Genomic DNA, 20,896 nt, shown 5'->3' with positions numbered 1-20,896 from the left:
AGATTCCTCAACAAGCTCAGAATAACAACAAAAAATCGTAAAACTTATAACGTTCAACGCAAAACATAAAATACAAAAAAATGACTTTTCATGAACAAATAAAACAAGGTATTCCTTCTGTTTTACCTCAAAAAAAAGACAGAAATCCTAACGTAAGTCACGCGCCAAAGCGAAAAGAAATTTTATCGGAAGATGAAAAGAAATTAGCCTTAAAAAATGCGTTACGTTATTTCGAACCAAAAGATCATGCTGAATTAATTCCAGAATTTAAACAAGAATTAGAAAATTTCGGACGAATTTATATGTATCGTTTGATGCCTGATTACAAAATTTTTGCTCGCCCAATTACAGATTATCCAGGAAATTCGGAACAAGCAAAAGCCATTCAATTAATGATTCAAAATAACTTGGATCATGCAGTTGCACAACATCCAGAAGAATTAATCACCTATGGAGGAAATGGAGCTGTTTTCCAGAACTGGGCACAATATCTTTTAACAATGAAATATTTGTCGGAAATGACCGACGAACAAACTTTGGTGATGTATTCAGGTCATCCGATGGGTTTATTTCCTTCGCACAAAAATGCACCTCGTGTAGTGGTAACAAATGGAATGGTGATTCCGAATTATTCGAAACCGGATGATTGGGAAAAAATGAATGCCTTAGGGGTTTCACAATACGGACAAATGACAGCCGGAAGTTATATGTACATTGGCCCGCAAGGAATTGTTCACGGAACAACGATTACAGTTTTAAATGGTTGTCGTAAAATCGATTCGAATGGAACAGCTGGAAAATTATTTGTAACCGCTGGTTTAGGTGGAATGTCAGGTGCGCAACCAAAAGCTGGAAATATAGCAGGAGTAGTTTCGGTAACAGCTGAGGTTAATCCTGCAGCTACTTGGAAACGCCACGAACAAGGTTGGGTAGATGAAGTGATTTCGGATTTAGATGAATTAGTTACTCGTGTACGAAAAGCGAAAGATGCCAAAGAAGTTGTATCAATTGCTTACGACGGAAACATTGTTGAGGTTTGGGAAAAATTCGACCAAGAAAATCTATATATTGATTTAGGATCTGATCAAACTTCATTACATAATCCTTGGGCAGGAGGTTATTATCCAGTTGAATTATCTTTTGAAGAAGCCAACGAAATGATGTCGAATAACCCTGAACTATTCAAAGAAAAAGTACAAGAATCATTACGTCGTCACGCTGATGCAATAAATAAACACACCGCAAAAGGAACTTATTTCTTCGATTACGGAAATGCCTTTTTACTAGAAGCTTCTCGTGCTGGAGCAGATGTGATGGCAGAAAATGGTATCGATTTTAAATATCCATCGTATGTACAAGATATAATGGGACCGATGTGTTTCGATTATGGATTTGGACCTTTCCGTTGGGTTTGTACGTCGGGAAAATCAGAAGATTTACAAAAGACAGACGAAATTGCTTGCCAAGTTTTAGAAGAAATCATGCTGCATTCGCCACAAGAAATTCAGCAACAAATGCAGGATAACATCACGTGGATTAAAGGAGCGCAACAAAATAAATTGGTGGTTGGATCACAAGCTCGTATTTTATATGCGGATGCTGAAGGTCGAATCAAGATTGCGAAAGCATTCAACGATGCAATTGCAAAAGGTGAAATTGGACCTGTGGTTTTAGGTCGAGATCATCACGATGTTTCGGGTACAGATTCTCCTTTCCGCGAAACATCTAATATATATGATGGATCAAAATTTACAGCCGATATGGCAATACATAATGTGATTGGTGATAGTTTCCGTGGCGCAACTTGGGTATCGATTCACAACGGCGGCGGCGTTGGATGGGGCGAAGTAATCAACGGTGGTTTCGGCATGTTATTGGACGGATCTTCTGATGCTGAACAACGCTTGAAATCAATGTTACATTGGGATGTGAATAACGGAATTGCTCGTCGCTCTTGGGCAAGAAACGAAGAAGCTATTTTTGCAATTAAACGCGCAATGGAAGAAGAACCTTTATTAAAGGTGACTTTACCAAATATCGTTGATGAAGATTTATTATAAAAGCTTATGAATACTATTGAAAATTTACTCAAATTAATTTCTTCTCAAAACAAAAGAGATATTAAAAAACTCGAAATTAGAGAATTAGAAGAAGAAAAAAAAGGGAACTTTATTGCTTTTGTAGATGACCAGTCGAATAGTTACGATGTAAATATAGTAATCAAAAATAAAGAAGTTACTTCCCATTCTTGTGATTGTGGAAGTAACGAATCTTGGTGTATTCATCAAAAAAAAATGCTAGAAGAAATCGTAAAACTTACCTCTTTAAAACCTGTTAAAAAAACTCGCATAAAAAAAGAAAAAGAGAGCGAAACTTTACTTAAACTAATTGAAGAAGAAGATTTAAGAAAATGGTTACTTGATTTTTTTAATACAAATAGAGAAGCTGAACAATATTTCATGTTATCATTTTCTCAAAAACAAAAAGAGTATTCTCTTGATGAAGTAGAACAATTAATAAAAGATACAATAACCTCAATAATAGGTAAAAAAAGGAAAGTAGAAATATCCGAAGTAAAAAAGATAATCGATTTACTACAAATTGCTCTTGAACCTGTATTTGCTTATATAGATTGCATTATTAAGACGACAGAAATCGTAAAACCACTAATTATAAGAATATGTGATTTATTACTTTCTTTTCATTTTAACTCGGGTACAACAAGTAAAAGATTAGAAAAATATGTTTACGCTATTATAGAAAAATATGCTTTTAGGATCAATAAAATAGCAGTAGAAGAACAATGGAAAAACGTTGTACTTGATCATTGGAGCAACTTCCTTAATATGGATAATATAACTGTAAATGATTTTGAAATAAATAAAGAAATATATTATCAAGCGACTACAGAGAGAAAAAAAATTATCGGACAACACCTTCTAAATTACCTAAAAAAATGGCATAAAGAAAATATAAATTATAACATAGAGATTCAGACATTCTTTCTACAAATCATGATAGAGACAGAGTTGTTTACAGAAATAAAAGATTATTTCAAACCATCAATTTATCAAAATGACTATAATTTAATGATTTTAGAAGAACTAATGAAAACTGACCATATTGCTGTAGAAGCTTATTGTAAAGATATTATTTCAAACAATTCTAAAGAAAAATACAACTACCCTTATTACAATATTCTAGAAAAACTTTATAAACAGACAAATGATTTGCCTAAATATACAGAAATAAAACTTTTAAAATTCCCTTACAATCCATCATTAGAAGATTTTCTTTTTATAAAAAATCATTTAAATGAAGAAGAAAAGTTTAAAAAATTCAGAACGAAAACACTTACTAATCTTAAAATAAATTTTTACGAATCAGATGATTGTATTGATTTATATTTTAAGATATTAGATGCTGAAAAGGAGTATAAAAAAATGATCGATGTAATAAGTAATTATGTTCCAGCTGAAATAATTTTATGTTATTTTGATCAACTCTTTTTATTTAACAAAAATACCTTCTTAATAAATTTACTTAAACGTTTAGCTTATCTCTACAGTTATTCTTCTCAAAAAGATATGGAACTTGATTTAATCAATAAAATTAAAAAATCATACGGCGATATACTTATTAAAAAATATTTAGATTTTTTAATTAATAGCGATAATTTTATAAAAATTAGAATTCAGAATAATGAATTTATAGAAAAACTACTTGACTAATTTATTTGTTTAATTGTGATCTCATAGACCTGAAATAAACAGTTGAATAAAATTCTGATGCTGAAAACAGTTTAAAATCAATATACATTGGGATGTGAATGAAACGATGAAGCTATCTTTTCGACAAAACGTGCCATGGAAGAAGAGCCTTTGCTAAAGGTTACACTTCCTAATATGGTTGATGAGAATTTATTATATATAACTAAACCCACCTCAATTGAGGTGGGCTTTATACTTCTATAAAAAGAATATTAAGAATGTATAGCTACAACAGTAGCTACTGCAGCTCTTACACAATCTTCGATATATGTTTTGATTGCATCACGATCCTCAACATTTATTTTACTGTCTTGATAAGCTTTTTCAACATCATTTTTCAAATCAGTAATTTTCTTTTCAGATTTCTCTATTTCTTTTGCGTCTTTTACATTAATACTATCAATCAACGCTTTACCCAAATCACTTGCTAATTTTTTAGCTTTATCATTTAACAATGCAGGCATCGGAATTTTAGCAACAGCAGCATTTGCGGCAGCAATATCTGTATAAATAACTGTTGCAATATCTGATTTTACTACAGCTTTGTCGCAACTTGATTTGCTTCGTTTGCATCATACGCTTTGTCTAAAGCTTTCTGTGACTCTTTTTGCGCTTTTTCTTGAGGTGTTTCATTTTTACAAGATCCTAATGTAACTAATGCAAATACACCTAAAACTATTGAATTTTTTTTCATTTTTATTTATTTTGTTAGATAGATACAACCAAATATAAAAAAAACAATAATTAGACAAACATCGTTCATCTATATTTTAGAACTATTTAAATTTAACAGATCATACAAACCATTGATATATGTTAACTTATTCAATTAAAACTTCTTAACCTACATCAATATAATCAACTATTTAGCTTCGTAAATTTGTATAACAAAAATAAAAACATATAAAAAAATCATTATGAATACAAAAAATATAGAAATAGTTATCGCTCCAAGAGAACCTCACTTCGTTGGAGATGGGTTTAGAGTTCACAATTTTATTCCAAGTGGTTATCATTTAGATATGAAAAGAATGGATCCATTTATTATGTTAGATTACAATTCTAAATTCAATTTTCCAGCAACAGACAAACCAAAAGGTGTTGGCGTGCATCCACACCGTGGTTTCGAAACTGTAACTATTGCTTATGAAGGAAGCGTTTCTCATCATGATAGTTCTGGTGGAGGAGGAACAATTCATCAAGGAGATGTACAATGGATGACAGCAGCTTCTGGTGTTTTACACAAAGAATATCATGCAGAAGAATTTTATAAACAAGGTGGAATTTTTCAAATGGTTCAATTATGGGTAAACCTTCCTGCAAAAGACAAAATGAGCGCACCAAAATATCAAGCAATTGAACATAAAGATATTCCAACTGTAGAAGTTGAAAATGGTTTTATCGAAGTTATTGCTGGTGAATATAACCAAACAAAAGGTGCTGCATCAACATTTTCTCCTGTTAATATGCTGAATGCAAAATTGAATGAAGGCGGAAAAGCTAATTTTAATTTCCCTGAAAATTACAATACCGTTTTATTAGTTATTGATGGAGAAGTAAAAGTGAACAACCAAGAAATTGTCCCAACTGATCACTTATTATTGTTTACAAACGAAGGCGAAGATTTCTCAATTGAAGCAACAAAAAATAGTGTGGTATTAATTTTGAGTGGAGAACCTTTGAATGAGCCAATCGCTTCCTATGGTCCTTTTGTGATGAATACACAAGAGCAAATTCGCGAAGCTTTTGAGGATTTTAATAACGGAAAGTTTGGTACTTTAGAAGATTAATAAACAACTTAAAAAATAAAACTCATGGAAATTAAACAAATTGATGATAAGAAAAATGGTGCTTTTGTCGTTTTAGATGGTGATAAAAAAGCTGGAGAAATGGATTACGTTTGGGCTGGTAATGATAAAATTATTATCGATCATACAGAGGTTGACGAAGCATATGGTGGACAAGGTGTTGGTAAAAAAGCTTTATTAGCCTTAGTAGATTGGGTGAGAAAAGATAATATCAAAGTAATTCCTTTGTGTCCTTTTGCTAAAGCGCAGTTTGAAAAAAATCCAGAAATTAGAGATATCTTATCTTAAGAAATAATTACTATGAATTTCGATTATACAATAATAAATCGTAATCTTAAATATTAATTAGAAAATTTATCCTGCAAGATGGTTATTTTGTAGAATAAATTTCATTTTTAATAAAAAATCATTCAAAAAAAACTAATTATTTTTGCATAACTTTTTATAAGTCCATAATTTTAATAGACTTTATAAAAGCAAAAAAAAACACAACCTCTCTGCATTTATTTATAATAATTGAGAGGTTTTTTTATTAAGATTTTTAGAATGATTGAACTAAAAAATATATCCAAAACTTTCAGAACTTCTAAAAGAGAAATTCATGCTTTGCGCGATGTTTCTTTGCAGATAGAAGAAGGAAAAATTTTTGGAATCATTGGTAAATCTGGTGCCGGAAAAAGCACCTTGATTCGCTGTGTTAATTTATTAGAACGACCTGATACAGGAGAAGTTTTGATAAATGGAACAAATTTATTGAACTTAAATAATTCAAAATTAACTTTAGAAAGAAGAAAAATCGGTATGATTTTTCAACATTTCAATTTACTTTCTTCGCGAACTGTAGAAGAAAATATTGCTTTTCCGATGGAATTGGAAGGTATCTCAAAAAGCCAAATAAAAACAAAGGTTGACGAACTTTTACACCTTGTTGATATTCACGAAAAAGCAAAAGAATATCCTACAAATTTATCAGGCGGACAAAAACAACGTGTTGCAATAGCGCGTGCTTTGGCTAATAATCCAACAGTTTTGTTATGTGACGAAGCGACAAGTGCGTTAGATCCTGCGACTACAAAATCTATTTTGAAATTGTTGAAAGAAATCAATCAACGATTAAATCTAACGATTCTCTTAATCACCCATGAAATGGAAGTAATCAATTCTATTTGTGATGAAGTTGGAGTGATTGAAAGTGGAAAATTAGTAGAACATGGTACAGTAGAAGAAATTTTCACAAATCCGAAAGAGAATATCACGCAAGAATTTATCAAAAATTCATTGGACATAGCTTTACCTCTAAGTTTTCAGAAAAATTTGGTTGATACTTATTCAGATAATAACTCAATAATTTATAAAATCAATTTCACGAATCAACCAAAATTCAATCAACTTATTGCAGAAATAAATTCGTTGCATAATATTGAAGCAGAAATCGTAAATTCAAGAATCGAATATGCTGGAGAAATCAATTACGGAACATTTTTCTTGAAAATTAATTCAAAAGAAAACTCAGCAATCGAAACATATTTACAGCAAAATAAATTTAATTTAGAAAAAATCGGTTATGTCAGAAGCAGTTATTAATCTATTACTTAAGGGAACTTGGGAAACAGTTTTAATGACATTTGTTTCCGGATTTTTTGGTTTTGTACTTGGTCTTCCAATCGGAATATTCTTGTTTTTAACGAGAAAAGGACAATTATTAGAAAACAAATTGGTTAATCAAATTTTAGCCTTTTTTGTCAATATTTTCAGATCAATTCCATTCATTATTCTAATCGTTTGGATGATTCCTTTTACACGAAGTTTAGTTGGAACATCAATCGGCGTTTCTGCTGCCTTGGTACCTCTTAGTATTGGAGCCGCACCATTTATAGCGCGTTTAGTAGAAAATAGTTTATTAGAGATTCCTGAAGGTTTGATAGAAGCAGCACGTTCTATGGGTGCAAAACCTTCGCAAATCATTTTCAAAGTTTTGTTACCAGAAGCATTACCATCGTTAATAAATGCCGCAACAATTACGTTAATTACTTTAGTCGGCTATTCGGCAATGGGTGGCGCTGTAGGAGCTGGCGGATTAGGACAAATCGGTTATCAATATGGGTATGTTGGATATGATACTTTTATAATGAATACCGTTTTAATTCTATTAATAATTATCGTTTTTATCATCCAATTTACTGGTGATTTCTTATCAAAAAAATTCAATCATAAATAATTTAAACAATGAAAAAGTTAATTAAAAATATACTTCTTACAACACTATCAGCACTTGCTTTAACATCATGTGGAGAATCTAAAACTGATGCAAATACAATAAATGTTGGTGTAATGACTGGACCTGAATTTGAGGTTGCTCAAATTGCAAAACAAGTTGCAAAAGAAAAATACAATTTGGAAGTAGAATTGATTACTTTCAATGATTATATTATTCCGAATGAAGCGTTGAATCAAGGTGATTTAGATGTTAATGCTTACCAAACAGTTCCATTTTTAGAAGAACAAGAAAAACAACGTGGTTACAAATTAGAACCTATTGGAAATACATTTTTATACCCAATCGTTGGATATTCTAAAAAAATAAAATCTATAAATGAATTAAAAGAAGGTAATACAATTGCTATTCCGAATGATCCAGCTAATGGAGGTCGATCTTTATTGTTGTTACAAAAAATAGGTTTAATTAAATTGAAAGATGGTGTGGGTTTATTTCCTAAATTAACTGATATTGTTTCTAATCCTAAAAAATTAGAGATTTTAGAATTAGAAGCTCCCCAATTACCTCGTGTTTTAGATGATGAAAAAGTAGCGATTTCTGTTATTAATAATAATTTTGCAGGACAAGCTGGTTTAGATGCTAAAAAACAAGGAATTTTTACAGAGGATAAAGAATCGCCTTATGTCAATATCATTGTGAGTCGTGAAGACAACAAAAACGATGAAAAAGTGAAGAAATTTGTACAAGCATACCAATCTGAACAAGTTGTTAAAAAAGCAGACGAAGTATTCAAAGGTGGAGCTATAAAAGGTTGGTAAAATAATTATTTATAATATTAAAAAGGCTATTCAATTGAATAGCCTTTTTGTTTATCTAACTTTTTTAATACCCTACTGCTTTGTCATCTCCTCTTGGATCTGCACCAGCTTGATATGTTCCGTTAGTGTTGACCAAAATTCCTTCCACACGCCCGTAAGGTTTACGTTCTTTCAATGTATAACCTTTTTGTTTTAACGATTCACGAACGTTTTCTGAAATTGCATTTGGCTCATAATCGATTTGGTCTGGCAACCATTGATGATGAAATCTTGGTGCTGCAACAGCTTCTTGCATCGTCATTCCGAAATCAACAACATTCAAGATGGCTTGAAAAACTGACGTTATAATTGTAGAGCCACCTGGCGTTCCCACAACCATAAACAATTTACCATCTTTCTCTAAAATAGAAGGCGTCATCGAACTTAACATTCTTTTCGAAGGTTCAATCGCATTAGCTTTTCCTCCAACTAAACCATATAAATTTGGTGTACCTGGTTTTACAGAAAAATCATCCATTTCATCATTCAACAAAAATCCTGCACCTTCTACTACAACCAAAGATCCATAGGAATTATTCAAAGTAGTCGTTACAGAAGCCGCATTTCCATCTTTGTCAACAATTACATAATGCGTTGTTTCCATTGACTCTTTACCAATTATTTCTCCCGCTTTAATTGCTGAACTTGGTGTTGCTTTATCAAACGAAAAATCTTTCATTCGATTTACATTATAACTTTTATCCAACAATTGTTTTTGCGGAACTTTTATAAAATCTGGATCACCTAAATGCTCTGCGCGATCAGCATAAACGCGACGCTCTGCTTCTACCATCACTTGAATTGTAGAATCTGCTTGAAATCCCCATTTGTTGATTGGATAATCTTCGATTGATTGAAATAACGAAACCAATGCAATTCCTCCACTTGAAGGCGGCGGCATCGAAATTACTTTAAGACCTTTATAATTTCCCGAAACTGGCGTTCTCCAAACCGATTGATATTGTTTTAAATCTTCGTGCGAAATAATTCCGTTTCCGCGTTTCATTTCTTTCACTATTAAATCAGCCGTTTTTCCTTCATAAAAACCAGCACGACCTTTTTGTTGAATTAATTTTAATGTATTTGCTAAATCTTTTTGAACCAACAAATCTCCTTCTTTCCAAGATGATTTAGACGTTAAAGCATTCGTTTTTGAATTATATTTTACAAAATCATTATGCTTATTTGTCAGTTCGCTCGCTTGTTGTTTTGTTATTTTAAATCCTTTTTGAGCTAAATTAATAGCTGGCTGAACTAATTCTTTCCAATTTAATTTCCCATATTTTTCATGCGCTTTCACCATTCCATCGACTGTTCCGGGTACTCCTGCAGCAAATTGTCCATACAAACTAAGATCAGTAATTGCATTTCCATTTTTGTCCCAATACATATCTTCACTCGCTTTCAAAGGTGCTTTTTCACGATAATCTAACGCATCGGTCTTTCCTTTTGAATCACGATAAACCAAAAATCCACCGCCACCAATATTTCCTGCATTTGGATAAACAACCGCCAACGCAAACTGAACTGCAATAGAAGCGTCAATCGCATTTCCACCTTTTTTTAGAATTTCAACTCCAACTTTTGAAGCTTCGGGATGAGCTGTTACAACAGCTCCATTTTTGTAAGATTCTTGCGCATTCAACTGAATAATCGCGAAGAATGAAACTATAATAAATGATATTTTTTTCATAAAATCGATTTAAACAAAAATACCAAACCTTCATCAATTACGACAAAGATTTGGTAAAACATATAAACTATTTAAATTATAAACTTAATGATAAACGAGCGAAAGCAAAGCGTCCTCCTGTTCCGAATTGTTGTCCAGTACGTGAATACACAAAATATCCTGCTCCTCTATTTCCTCCAATTTTCGTTTCATCAGGATAGATATCAAACAAATTATTTGCTCCTATTGTTAACGAAATATTTTTGTTGAAAGCATAACCAAAACTCAAATCTGTTACAACTTTTCCGCTAAATGTTTGCGAATCGGCCACCGTATTTGTCGCTGCATCAACTTCTCCAAAATACACGTTTCTTAAGTAAACATTCCATTTATCCAATGAATAATTCATGGATAAATTAATTTTTGTACGAGGTATAGCCGATTCTAAATAAATACGACTTGAACGATCAAAATAAGTAGACTCTTTTCCTTTCAATAAATCGGAAGCATGTACATCACCCACAACATTTGTCTTGCTAAAAGTCGCCGATAAATCTCCACGTAATTTTCCTGCTCCCAAACGATCTTGATACGTCAAAACAACATCTATTCCTTTCGTTTCGGTATCAATTGCATTTGCGAAGAAACGAGCTGAAGTTGCATTTGCTTGTTGCAATAATTCGTAAATCTCTTTATCTTGTGCTGATGCATTTGCTGCATTACTTCCTGTGAAAGATCCTGTGTAAATGATTCGGTCATCAATTCTAATGAAATATCCGTCAACACTCAATTTGAATTTTCCCCAATTTGCCGTAGCTCCAGCCGAAACTGATTTCGATTTTTCTTCGTTCAATTGTGGAATTCCTAATAATTTTGCAGCACGACTATCATTTGTAAAAGTTCCTGAATTAGAAATTGCTCCATCTAAGAATAAACTTGATGTTGCACTAAAATATAATTGATGTAAAGATGGCGCTCTAAATCCTGTACTTGCTGCGGCTCTCAACACATAGTTTCCTAATTTGTATCGAGTCGAAATTTTTCCATTTAATGTTGAACCAAAATCTGAATAATCTTCATAACGTAACGCAGCAGCCACTAAGAAATCTTTCGTAAAATTAAATTCAGTATCTAAATACGCCGCAACAGAATGACGATTTGCATTGACTTCATTCGCTGGTAAAAATCCTGGAAAAGCTTGCGCTCCACCTGCTAAAGCAGTACCATTTACAGCGAATAATGTATTGATATTTCCATTAAAATCTTGTACATAAATTGGCTTTCCATTTCCGTCTACACCAATTTGACGAACTTTACCATAATTCGCATAAGATGACTCTTCACCTCCTACAATTTGATAATTTTCATAACGAAATTCTGCACCAAAAGCGACATTAATTCCAGCTAAAACATCATCAAAAAAACGCGTAAAATCCAGGTTGGTTGTATTCTGCGTAAAACGATATCCACCAGCTTCAAAAGATGTTGGTGAAGATTCTTTCATCGATGCGTTAACTGTATTTTTTACTCCAAAATCGATGGTATTATTTCCGTATGTGTTCGAAAAATCAACTTTCCAACCGTTAATTTCACTACGAATTCCCGCTGCTAAAGAGCGATCGTAATTATTAGTTTGAATTAATGGTAAAAATCCATTTGGATAAATTGACGCTACTGTTTGATGTAACTGAGCAGGCTGACGACGAAAAGCCGCCGATTCACCCAAACGATAATTTAATCCTCCAAATGCATAAATTTCGGTTTTATCTGAAACTGGAAAAAGTGAATTAATAAAAATCGCTCCTCCTTCATTTTTTGATTGTCCAATGCGCGAAACATAATCAGCACGCGTTTCTCCACGACGCGCTAATTCTTCCTCTGTAATATCTTTTCCAGTTGGATTTGGGTATAAATCTGGTCGATTATAATCTGAGAAAATTGTTCCTGTAAATTCTTTTTGGCGATTGAATGGTTGACGCTTGTCGTAAGAACCTGCAACATTTACAAATCCTCCTTTTTCACCCACTTTTACACCATAATTTACATTCGCTTGAAAAGTTTCACCATCAAAATTATCTTCTGCATTTTTCGAAAGATTTCCTCCATACGAAATTGACGCACGTAGTTTATCTGTCGAATCTTCTAAGACAATATTAATCACACCTGCAATCGCATCAGAACCATATTGGGCAGCAGCTCCATCTCGAAGAATTTCAATTCTTTTGATCGCAGAAGTTGGAATCGCATTCAAATCTGTACCAACAGAACCTTTACCAAACGAACCATTAATATTAACCAATGATGTTGTATGACGACGCTTTCCGTTAATCAAAACCAGTACTTGATCTGGTCCTAAACCACGCAAAGAAGCAGGATCTATATGATCTGTTCCGTCAGAAATAACTTGCGTATTCGAGCTAAAAGATGGCGCAACATAATTTAAGATTTGATTCAACGAAACTTGTCCTACTTCTTTTGTCACCTCTTTAATATCTATCACATCAACTGGTGTTGAAGAATCTAATTGTGTACGTCCAACTGCACGTGAACCAATCAAAACGACTTCGCTAAGATCAGTATCCGAATTGATTGATTGTAAAAAGAAATCTAAAGAAACTTCATTTTCATCAAGCACATTAATCGTTTGCGTCGTTGTTGGCTCACCTATTTTTGAAACAATAATTTCATACTTCCCAGGCTCTAACGTTAATTGATATAAACCATCTGCATCTGTTGTCGTCGTAATATTTGTTCCTTTTACATTAACCGTTGCTTGATCGATTGGTCCATTTATATCTTCAACCGTACCTGTGACTTTAGTTTGGGCGAATAAAAATGTTCCGCCGAAAAGAGCAGTTAGAAAAAATATTTTTTTGAGTGAGTATAATTTCTTGTTCATATTTACAATTTTAAAGTCTAGCAAATTTATAGACTTTATAGAATATAAAACAAGTCGTTTTTAAATAAAATAAAAGAAAACTTTAAATTAATGTTAAACAAAAATTCTATTCTAAAAATAAAACTAATAATAGAATATAATTCTATATAATAAGTAGAGTATTGATTTTTATTAAATAAAATTTCATAAAAAAAGGAGCTCAAATTGAGCTCCTTTCTAAAATATTTGTTGAGAATTGATTATTTCAATTTCTTTTTAACCTCTACAGTTTCGTAAGCTTCGATAATGTCACCTACTTGAATGTCGTTGAAGTTTTTGATGTTAAGACCACATTCGTAACCTTTACTAACTTCTTTCACATCATCTTTGAAACGTTTCAATGAAGCTAATTCACCATCGTGAATCACAACTCCATCACGAATGATACGAATACTAGAGTTTCTATAAACTTTACCGTCTAAGACCATACATCCGGCAATAGTACCAACTTTCGTTACTTTGAATGTTTCACGAACCTCAATATTACCTGTTACTTGCTCTTTCAACTCTGGAGATAACATTCCTTCCATCGCTTCTTTGATCTCTTCGATCGCAGCATAGATAATTGAGTATGTTCTAATTTCAACTTCTTCTTTTTCTGCAATATCACGAGCAGATCCACCAGGACGAACATTAAATCCAATAATAATCGCATCTGAAGCAGAAGCTAATAATACGTCAGATTCTGTAATTTGTCCAACTCCTTTGTGTAAGATGTTAACAATAATTTCTTCTGTCGAAAGTTTTTGTAAAGAGTCTGTCAATGCTTCTACAGAACCATCCACGTCCCCTTTCAAGATAATATTCAACTCTTTGAAGTCTCCTAAAGCAATACGACGTCCAATCTCATCAAGTGTAATATGTTTTTGTGTACGAATAGTTTGCTCACGTTGTAATTGATCTCTACGAGTTGCAATTTGTTTCGCTTCGCGTTCATCTTCGTAAACTTTGAACTTATCACCTGCTGTTGGCGCACCCGCTAATCCTAATATCGTAACTGGTGTTGATGGTCCAGCAACTTTGATATTGTTACCACGCTCATCTAACATTGCACGAACTTTACCATGGTGAGATCCTGCTAATACATAATCTCCGATGTGTAATGTACCTGTTTGTACAATAATTGTCGAAACATATCCACGTCCTTTATCTAATGCAGCTTCTACAACTGTACCAGATGCTTTACGTTTTGGATTCGCTTTAAGGTCTAATACCTCAGCTTCTAATAATACTTTTTCTAATAAATCTTCTACTCCTAAACCAGATTTAGCCGAGATTTCTTGAGATTGGTAAGTACCACCCCAGTCTTCAACTAATAAGTTCATTTGAGCTAATTGCTCTTTTACTTTTTCTGGATTAGCTGCTGGTTTATCAACTTTGTTGATTGCGAATACCATTGGTACTCCAGCTGCTTGAGCGTGAGAAATTGCTTCACGCGTTTGTGGCATGATTTGGTCATCGGCTGCAATCACAATAATTGCAATATCCGTTACCTGAGCACCACGAGCACGCATCGCTGTAAAAGCCTCGTGACCTGGTGTATCTAAGAATGCTACACGTTTACCACTAGGCAATGTTACGTTGTACGCACCAATATGTTGTGTAATACCTCCAGACTCACCAGCAATTACATTTGCTTTACGAATATAATCTAATAAAGATGTTTTACCGTGGTCAACGTGTCCCATTACAGTTACAATTGGCGCACGAGTTACTAAATCTTCTTCGTTATCGATTTCTTCTTCTTCAGTTGAGATTTCTTCTTCAGCATTAGCAAATACTGCTTCGAATCCAAAATCATCTGCAACTAATTGAATTGTATCCGCTTCAAGACGTTGGTTCATGGTAACCATGATTCCCAATGACATACATGCAGAGATAACTTCTGTAACAGAAACATCCATTAACGAAGCTAATTCGTTAACCGTTACAAATTCTGTTACGTGTAAAGTTTTGTCCATGTCCATTGCTTCTTGCTCTTGCTCAGCAAACTCACGACGTTCTTTACGTTTGTCTCTTCTGTGTTTAGCCCCTTTAGATCCTTTTCCTTTATTAGTAAGTTTATCTAAAGTGTCTTTAATTTGTTTTTTAACATCTTCGTCAGAAAGTTCTACTTGAGGAACTCTTGGTCCACGGTTGTTTCCACCTCTAAAGTTTCCACCACCTTGACGATTTCCACCTTGACCTCCTGGGCGATTTCCTCCTTGTCCTTGACCTCCTTGACGGTTGTTATTATTTCCTCCTCCGTGGTTGTTNNTTATTGTTTCCTCCGTTTTCTCCAGCTTTTGCTACATCTTCTGGTTTAACGTTTTTCTGGATACGTTTGCGCTTTTTCTTGTCAGCAGCGTTATTAGCACCTTTTTGATTCCCTTTTTTATCGTCAGTTTTTTTCTTATCAAATTTTGATAAGTCAATCTTTGCACCTGTAAAATTAGGTCCATCTAATTTTGTGTAGACAGTTTCAATTTTTTGAGGTTCAACTGCTGCTACTTCTTCAATTTCTTCTTTCTTCACTTCAGGCTTCGCTTCCGTTTTTATTTCAGGCTTTTTAACCTCTTCCACCTTTTTAGGTTCTTCTTTCTTCACCTCTTTTTTAACTTCCGCCTTCGGTGCTTCCGCCTTTTTAGGTTCTGCTTGCTCTTTTTTAGGAGCTGGAGAATCTTGCTTTTTAGGTTTACCTGTATTATTTATTTTATCAAGATCAATAACTTTTATCACTTTCGGTCCTTTCGGTTCCTCTTTTGATTCAGTTTTAGGTTCAGCTTTTGGTGCCTCCTCTTTCTTGATTTCTTCTTTCTTCACCTCTTCTTTTGCCGCAGGTTTTTCTACTTTGGCTTTAGGTTTCAAAGCATCTAAGTCTATTTTTCCAACAGTCTTTGGTCCTTCCAATTCAACTTTCGTCGTTTCAATGATTTCAGGTTTCTTTTCTACTGGTTTTTCAGTTGCAGCTTTTGCCTCTGCTTCTTTTTTCTCAGCGGCTTTGATATCTGAAATTTTGTTAATGACTACTTCACCGGAAGCTTGCTTTTGTTTAGCATCAGATCGGAACTCATTAACTAAAATATCGTAAGTTGGCACGTCGATTTTAGAGTTCGGATTTTTTTCTACTGTTGTACCCTTCCCTTCTAAAAAATCAACAGCTCTATCTATTGATATATTTAATTCTTTTAATACTTTACTTAATCTTATTGTTTCCGACATATGAAGCTAATCTCTTATTTTAATGTTTGCAAATGTATGAATTGTTTATGACTTGAGAATGAATTAATCTTCAAACTCTTCTTTTAACACACGGATTACGTCTAAGATCGTCTCTTCTTCTAGATCCGTACGTTTAATTAAATCATCAACATCTTGTTCTAAAATACTTTTGGCAGTATCTAACCCGATAGCACTAAATGCATCGATTACCCACGCATCGATTTCGTCTGAGAATTCTGATAATTCTACGTCTTCGTCTTGGGCTCCTTCTCTGAAAATATCAATTTCCATTCCAACTAATTTAGAAGCTAAACGAACATTGTAACCTCCTTTACCAATTGCTTTCGAAACTTCGTCTGCATTTACGTAAACTAAGGCTTTGTTTTCTTCTTCATTAATTTCGATATTCGAAATTTTAGCTGGGCTTAAAGCGCGTTGAATAAACAAACTCATGTTGTTTGTGTAGTTGATTACGTCGATGTTCTCGTTACGTAATTCGCGTACAATTGAATGGATACGAGATCCTTTCATTCCGACACAAGCTCCTACTGGATCGATACGATCGTCGTAAGATTCTACTGCAACTTTTGCTTTATCTCCAGGGATACGAACTACATTTTTGATTGTAATTAATCCGTCTAAAATCTCTGGAATTTCTTGTTCAAATAATTTCTCTAAAAATTTTGGTGATGTTCTAGATAAAATAATTTGAGGTTTTGCTCCTCTCAATTTTACGTCATCTACAACAGCACGTAATGTATCTCCTTTTCTGAAAAAATCTGATGGTATTTGATTTTCTTTTGGTAAAATCATTTCGTTTTGTTCGTCATCCATAATAATCACTTGTTTGTGACGTACATAGTGGATTTCTCCCGAAACTACTTCTCCAATTAAACCTTTAAATTTCTCGTATAAATTAGAGTTATCATGCTCCATTACTTTAGAAACCAATGTTTGGCGTAATGTTAAAATCGCACGACGACCTAATGCTTCGATCGGAATTTTTTCCGATACTTCTTCACCTACTTCAAAATCTGGCTCAATTTTACGTGCTTCAGATAATTCGATATCTGTTGCGTCGTCTTCTGAGAAACCGTCTTCTACAACAATACGGTTGTGCCAAATCTCTAAGTCTCCTTTATCAGGATTTACAATAATATCAAAGTTATCATCTGTACCATATTTCTTTTTCAAAACACTTTTCAGGGTTTCTTCTAAGATTGCCATCAGCGTAATACGGTCGATGTTCTTATCGTCTTTAAAATCTCCAAAAGATTCAATTAATGCAAGATTGTCCATTAAACTTTAATTTTTTTAAAAGGTGACTTTTATAATCGCTTTCTTAATGTCAGCGTAATTTATTTTTTCTTCGTGTTCTACTGTAATTTTTCCTTTTCCTACAGGTTTTGGTTCGCGTGCTTCCCAAAAAATTGTAACACCTTCTTCATCGGCTTCTACAATTTCGCCTTCCATCACTTTGTCGCTTAATGTAGCTTCTAAAGTTCTTCCTACATTTTTGGCAAATTGACGTGGCATGGTTAGGTTACTTCCTACACCAGGAGAGGAAACCTCTAATGCAAAGTCACATTCTTCTCTATCAAGATTATGCTCTACATGTCGGCTTATTCTTACAATTTCTTCGACTGAAAGACCTTCGTCTCCATCTGCTAAAATTACAATTTTATCATCTGGAGTGATTTTCCAATCGATAAGAAACAATGACGGATTTTCCGCAATTGCTTCGTCTATCAGCTGTTTTACTTTATTTGAATCCATATACAACGAAAAAGAGAGCTATAACCAGCCCTCCTCCATTTATTCCTTTAAATTCTTTGCAAATATAGTTAAATATTTTTTATTGACCTAATTTCAATCATTTAATCTGACTAATTCATTAAGTGATAAACAAATATTCCTATAAAAATTAATGTTAAAATAACATCATATCCTGTTGTTAAAATAAATCCGACAAAAGATCCGAAAGCAGATTTTAATGCAACTTTAGGCGAAGCCGCAGTAAAAACCAATTCGCCTAATAATGCTCCCAGAAAAGGACCTACGATAAACCCGATTGGTGGAAAAAATAATCCGATGATTAATCCTACAATAGATCCCCAAATCCCGTATTTGGTTCCACCTAATTTCTTGGTCATGTAAGCTGGTAATAAATAATCTAAAAGCGCACCTAATAACACAAAAAGTCCTGCAATAATTATCGTTCCCCAATTGTAACTACAATCACTACTGAATTTGAAAACTAATAATCCGACCAATGCCAAAGGTGCTCCTGGTAAAGCTGGCAAAACAGTTCCGACCAAACCAACAACCAATAAAATTCCACTAATAAGATTTAGTATACTATCGTTATCCATTATTTTAGTATTTTTAAAACTGTAACTTTGCACAAACAAATCTATTTAAACTCAATTCACAGCTTATGCAAGATAAATCTTTTTATGAAGAATTTTCTGATGGTGTAAAATTTTTTTTCAATCAATATTTCAAAATTGATTTATCCGAAAATCTTTTTACCTTTTTAGAAATTGTTACTTGGATAGCTATTCTTTTTGTGTTAGATTTTGTGCTAAGAGCTATTATTCTTCCGCTTCTAAAAAAACTGAAAAATTTCACCGAAAACGATTGGTTGAAGTTTTTGTACAAAAACAAAGTCTTTGTTTCAGCTATTCATCTCATTCCAATCAGTTTTGCATTAAGCATGAATGTTATTTTGTTCAAGAATGAAGGAAATATTTTTCATGTTGTTCAACGCATTACACAACTTATTTCATTAATCGTTTTTACGCAACTTATTTTCCGAGTTATCAATACAATTATTGATGTGTACAACGAAGAAAATAGTTATACAACAGTTGGAGTGCGAACTTTTGGGCAAATGTTGAAGTTTATTATCACGTTTTTTGCGATTATTTCTGGAATAATGATTTTGTTTACGGTTGATAAAAATACGATTATTACTGTTCTCGGAGCTTTAACCGCAGCTGTTTTATTGATTTTTCGTGATGCGATTTTCGGATTTGTTTCTGGTTTGCAAATCTCTTATTCTAAAATTGTAAAAGTTGGTGATTGGATTACCGTTTCCAAAGGCGATATTGAGGGAACAGTTAAAGAAATTAACATTAATTTGGTGAAAATTGAGAAGTTTGATAAATCTATTGCAACGGTTCCTACTGTGGATTTGGTTTCGTCGCAAGTAACCAATCATATGGCGATGTTGGCGACTGGAACTCGTCAAATAAAACGTTCGGTTTCGTTTAATGTCAATTCTTTTCAGTTTTGTAACGAAGAAATGTTAAATCGTTTCGAAAATATTACTTTAATTCATCATTATATTCAACAAAAACGTCACGAAATTTCCATCTATAATCAAAACATTGAAAATTCTGATTTAGATATTAATGGTAAAAATTTAACCAATATTGGTGTTTTTAGAATTTATGTTGAACATTATTTAAAAAGTTTAAAAACTGTTTCGCAAAATGATCCAATTATCGTAAAACAATTACCTGTTTCTCCACTTGGAATGCCGTTAGAAATTGGTTGTTTTACAACTTCGGCAAGCAATTTGGAATTTGAAAGAATTCAGTCCGATATTTTCGATCATTTGTTGACAGCTTGTCGTAAATTTGACTTAGAAATTATGCAAAGCATTTCGCTTTCTGATATTAAAAAATTATAATATAAAATCATGACTAAATTAAGTGTTAATATAAATAAAATTGCCACAATTCGTAATGCGCGCGGTGGAAATACGCCAAATCTTGTAGAAGCGGCAATCAAAATTCAGGAATTCGGAGGACAGGGAATTACGATTCATCCACGTCCAGACGAACGCCATATTCGTTACCAAGATGTGTACGATTTGAAACCTGTTGTAACAACTGAATTTAATATTGAAGGAAAACCGATTGATAGTTTTATGGAATTGGTTTTAAACTCAAAACCAGAACAAGTTACCTTGGTTCCTGATGCAGAAGATGCGATTACATCAAACGCTGGTTGGGATACAATCAAACATTTTGATTATTTAACAGATGTGATTAAAACGTTTAAAGATGCTGGAATCAGAACTTCTATTTTCTTAGATCCAAATCCTGCTTTAATTGAAAGTGCTGCGAAAACTGGTGCTGATCGAATCGAGTTGTACACAGAAGAATTTGCGACGCAATACGGTTTAGGAAATCTTGACGCAATTCTTCCTTATAAAGAAACGGCAAAATTAGCAATCGAAAATGGATTGGCTGTAAATGCTGGACACGATTTGAGTTTAGATAATATTGAATATTTTATTCGCGAAATTCCAACAATTGCAGAAGTTTCTATTGGTCACGCGTTAATTTCTGAAGCTCTATATTTAGGTTTAGAAAATACGATACAAGCGTATTTACGTAAAATTGAATTAGCAAATTTGTAG

At 33.2% G+C, this 20,896-nt stretch carries 16 protein-coding genes and 1 pseudogene; 9 read left to right on the top strand and 8 right to left on the bottom strand.

Annotation, left to right across the window (positions count from 1 at the left end; translation table 11 throughout):
- Positions 1 to 80: 80 nt before the first annotated feature.
- Both B3R94_RS06450 and B3R94_RS06445 read left to right on the top strand, forming a co-directional pair.
- Entirely contained in the window at positions 81 to 2,060 is a 1,980-nt protein-coding gene (locus B3R94_RS06450) for a urocanate hydratase (RefSeq protein ID WP_291099439.1), read from the top strand.
- A gap of 6 nt (positions 2,061 to 2,066) precedes the next feature.
- Complete coding sequence (locus B3R94_RS06445; protein ID WP_125350490.1) at positions 2,067 to 3,731, top strand: hypothetical protein; 1,665 nt, start codon at positions 2,067 to 2,069, stop codon at positions 3,729 to 3,731.
- Positions 3,732 to 3,982: 251 nt separating this feature from the next.
- On the opposite strand, the gene B3R94_RS06440 is transcribed toward B3R94_RS06445, so the two are convergent.
- Together B3R94_RS06440 and B3R94_RS06435 are read right to left on the bottom strand one after the other, a co-directional pair.
- On the bottom strand, positions 3,983 to 4,234 hold the full coding sequence (locus B3R94_RS06440) for a hypothetical protein (protein WP_125350491.1): 252 nt from the start codon (positions 4,232 to 4,234) through the stop codon (positions 3,983 to 3,985).
- Positions 4,235 to 4,305: 71 nt separating this feature from the next.
- Positions 4,306 to 4,464, bottom strand: a complete 159-nt coding sequence (locus B3R94_RS06435) for a hypothetical protein (protein WP_185144212.1) — start codon at positions 4,462 to 4,464, stop codon at positions 4,306 to 4,308.
- Positions 4,465 to 4,687: 223 nt separating this feature from the next.
- On the opposite strand from B3R94_RS06435, the gene B3R94_RS06430 reads away from it, so the two are divergent.
- The 5 genes from B3R94_RS06430 to metQ all read left to right on the top strand — a co-directional run bounded on the left by B3R94_RS06430 (position 4,688) and on the right by metQ (position 8,614).
- Positions 4,688 to 5,560 (top strand): pirin family protein, encoded by an 873-nt coding sequence (locus B3R94_RS06430; RefSeq protein ID WP_291099436.1) that lies wholly within the window; start codon positions 4,688 to 4,690, stop codon positions 5,558 to 5,560.
- 24 nt (positions 5,561 to 5,584) lie between these two features.
- Positions 5,585 to 5,866: a GNAT family N-acetyltransferase gene (locus tag B3R94_RS06425; protein ID WP_280037269.1), complete on the top strand. Its 282-nt coding sequence runs from the start codon at positions 5,585 to 5,587 to the stop codon at positions 5,864 to 5,866.
- A 258-nt stretch (positions 5,867 to 6,124) separates the two neighbouring features.
- A complete protein-coding gene (locus B3R94_RS06420) occupies positions 6,125 to 7,162 on the top strand; it encodes a methionine ABC transporter ATP-binding protein (RefSeq protein WP_280049069.1) in 1,038 nt (345 codons plus the stop codon).
- Positions 7,143 to 7,796: a methionine ABC transporter permease MetI gene (gene metI, locus B3R94_RS06415; RefSeq protein ID WP_280037273.1), complete on the top strand. Its 654-nt coding sequence runs from the start codon at positions 7,143 to 7,145 to the stop codon at positions 7,794 to 7,796. The genes B3R94_RS06420 and metI overlap by 20 nt, the downstream gene beginning before the upstream one ends.
- An 8-nt stretch (positions 7,797 to 7,804) precedes the next feature.
- On the top strand, positions 7,805 to 8,614 hold the full coding sequence (gene metQ, locus B3R94_RS06410; RefSeq protein WP_280037274.1) for a methionine ABC transporter substrate-binding lipoprotein MetQ: 810 nt from the start codon (positions 7,805 to 7,807) through the stop codon (positions 8,612 to 8,614).
- A 64-nt stretch (positions 8,615 to 8,678) separates the two neighbouring features.
- On the opposite strand, the gene ggt is transcribed toward metQ, so the two are convergent.
- The 6 genes and pseudogenes from ggt to B3R94_RS06380 all read right to left on the bottom strand — a co-directional run bounded on the left by ggt (position 8,679) and on the right by B3R94_RS06380 (position 18,836).
- Positions 8,679 to 10,346, bottom strand: a complete 1,668-nt coding sequence (gene ggt, locus B3R94_RS06405; RefSeq protein ID WP_280037276.1) for a gamma-glutamyltransferase — start codon at positions 10,344 to 10,346, stop codon at positions 8,679 to 8,681.
- A 76-nt stretch (positions 10,347 to 10,422) separates the two neighbouring features.
- Positions 10,423 to 13,224, bottom strand: a complete 2,802-nt coding sequence (locus B3R94_RS06400; protein ID WP_291099431.1) for a TonB-dependent receptor — start codon at positions 13,222 to 13,224, stop codon at positions 10,423 to 10,425.
- 239 nt (positions 13,225 to 13,463) lie between these two features.
- A pseudogene (gene infB, locus B3R94_RS06395) lies at positions 13,464 to 16,464 on the bottom strand (translation initiation factor IF-2).
- Between the two features lie 63 nt (positions 16,465 to 16,527).
- Positions 16,528 to 17,763, bottom strand: coding sequence for a transcription termination factor NusA (gene nusA / locus B3R94_RS06390; protein WP_280037281.1), 1,236 nt, complete (start codon positions 17,761 to 17,763; stop codon positions 16,528 to 16,530).
- 15 nt (positions 17,764 to 17,778) lie between these two features.
- Positions 17,779 to 18,240, bottom strand: coding sequence for a ribosome assembly cofactor RimP (gene rimP, locus B3R94_RS06385; RefSeq protein ID WP_291099429.1), 462 nt, complete (start codon positions 18,238 to 18,240; stop codon positions 17,779 to 17,781).
- 110 nt (positions 18,241 to 18,350) lie between these two features.
- Entirely contained in the window at positions 18,351 to 18,836 is a 486-nt protein-coding gene (locus B3R94_RS06380) for a DUF456 domain-containing protein (protein WP_286495298.1), read from the bottom strand.
- A gap of 65 nt (positions 18,837 to 18,901) precedes the next feature.
- Between B3R94_RS06380 and B3R94_RS06375 the strand changes: the two genes are divergently transcribed.
- Both B3R94_RS06375 and B3R94_RS06370 read left to right on the top strand, forming a co-directional pair.
- On the top strand, positions 18,902 to 20,161 hold the full coding sequence (locus B3R94_RS06375; RefSeq protein WP_114997928.1) for a mechanosensitive ion channel family protein: 1,260 nt from the start codon (positions 18,902 to 18,904) through the stop codon (positions 20,159 to 20,161).
- 9 nt (positions 20,162 to 20,170) lie between these two features.
- Positions 20,171 to 20,896: a pyridoxine 5'-phosphate synthase gene (locus tag B3R94_RS06370; RefSeq protein ID WP_125350500.1), complete on the top strand. Its 726-nt coding sequence runs from the start codon at positions 20,171 to 20,173 to the stop codon at positions 20,894 to 20,896.

This window comes from Empedobacter sp. UBA7611, from assembly GCF_002484365.1.
In the GTDB taxonomy this organism is placed as follows: domain Bacteria; phylum Bacteroidota; class Bacteroidia; order Flavobacteriales; family Weeksellaceae; genus Empedobacter; species Empedobacter falsenii_B.
The sequence above is the reverse complement of the archived record's forward strand: the minus strand, read 5'-3'. Positions and strand labels throughout refer to the sequence as shown.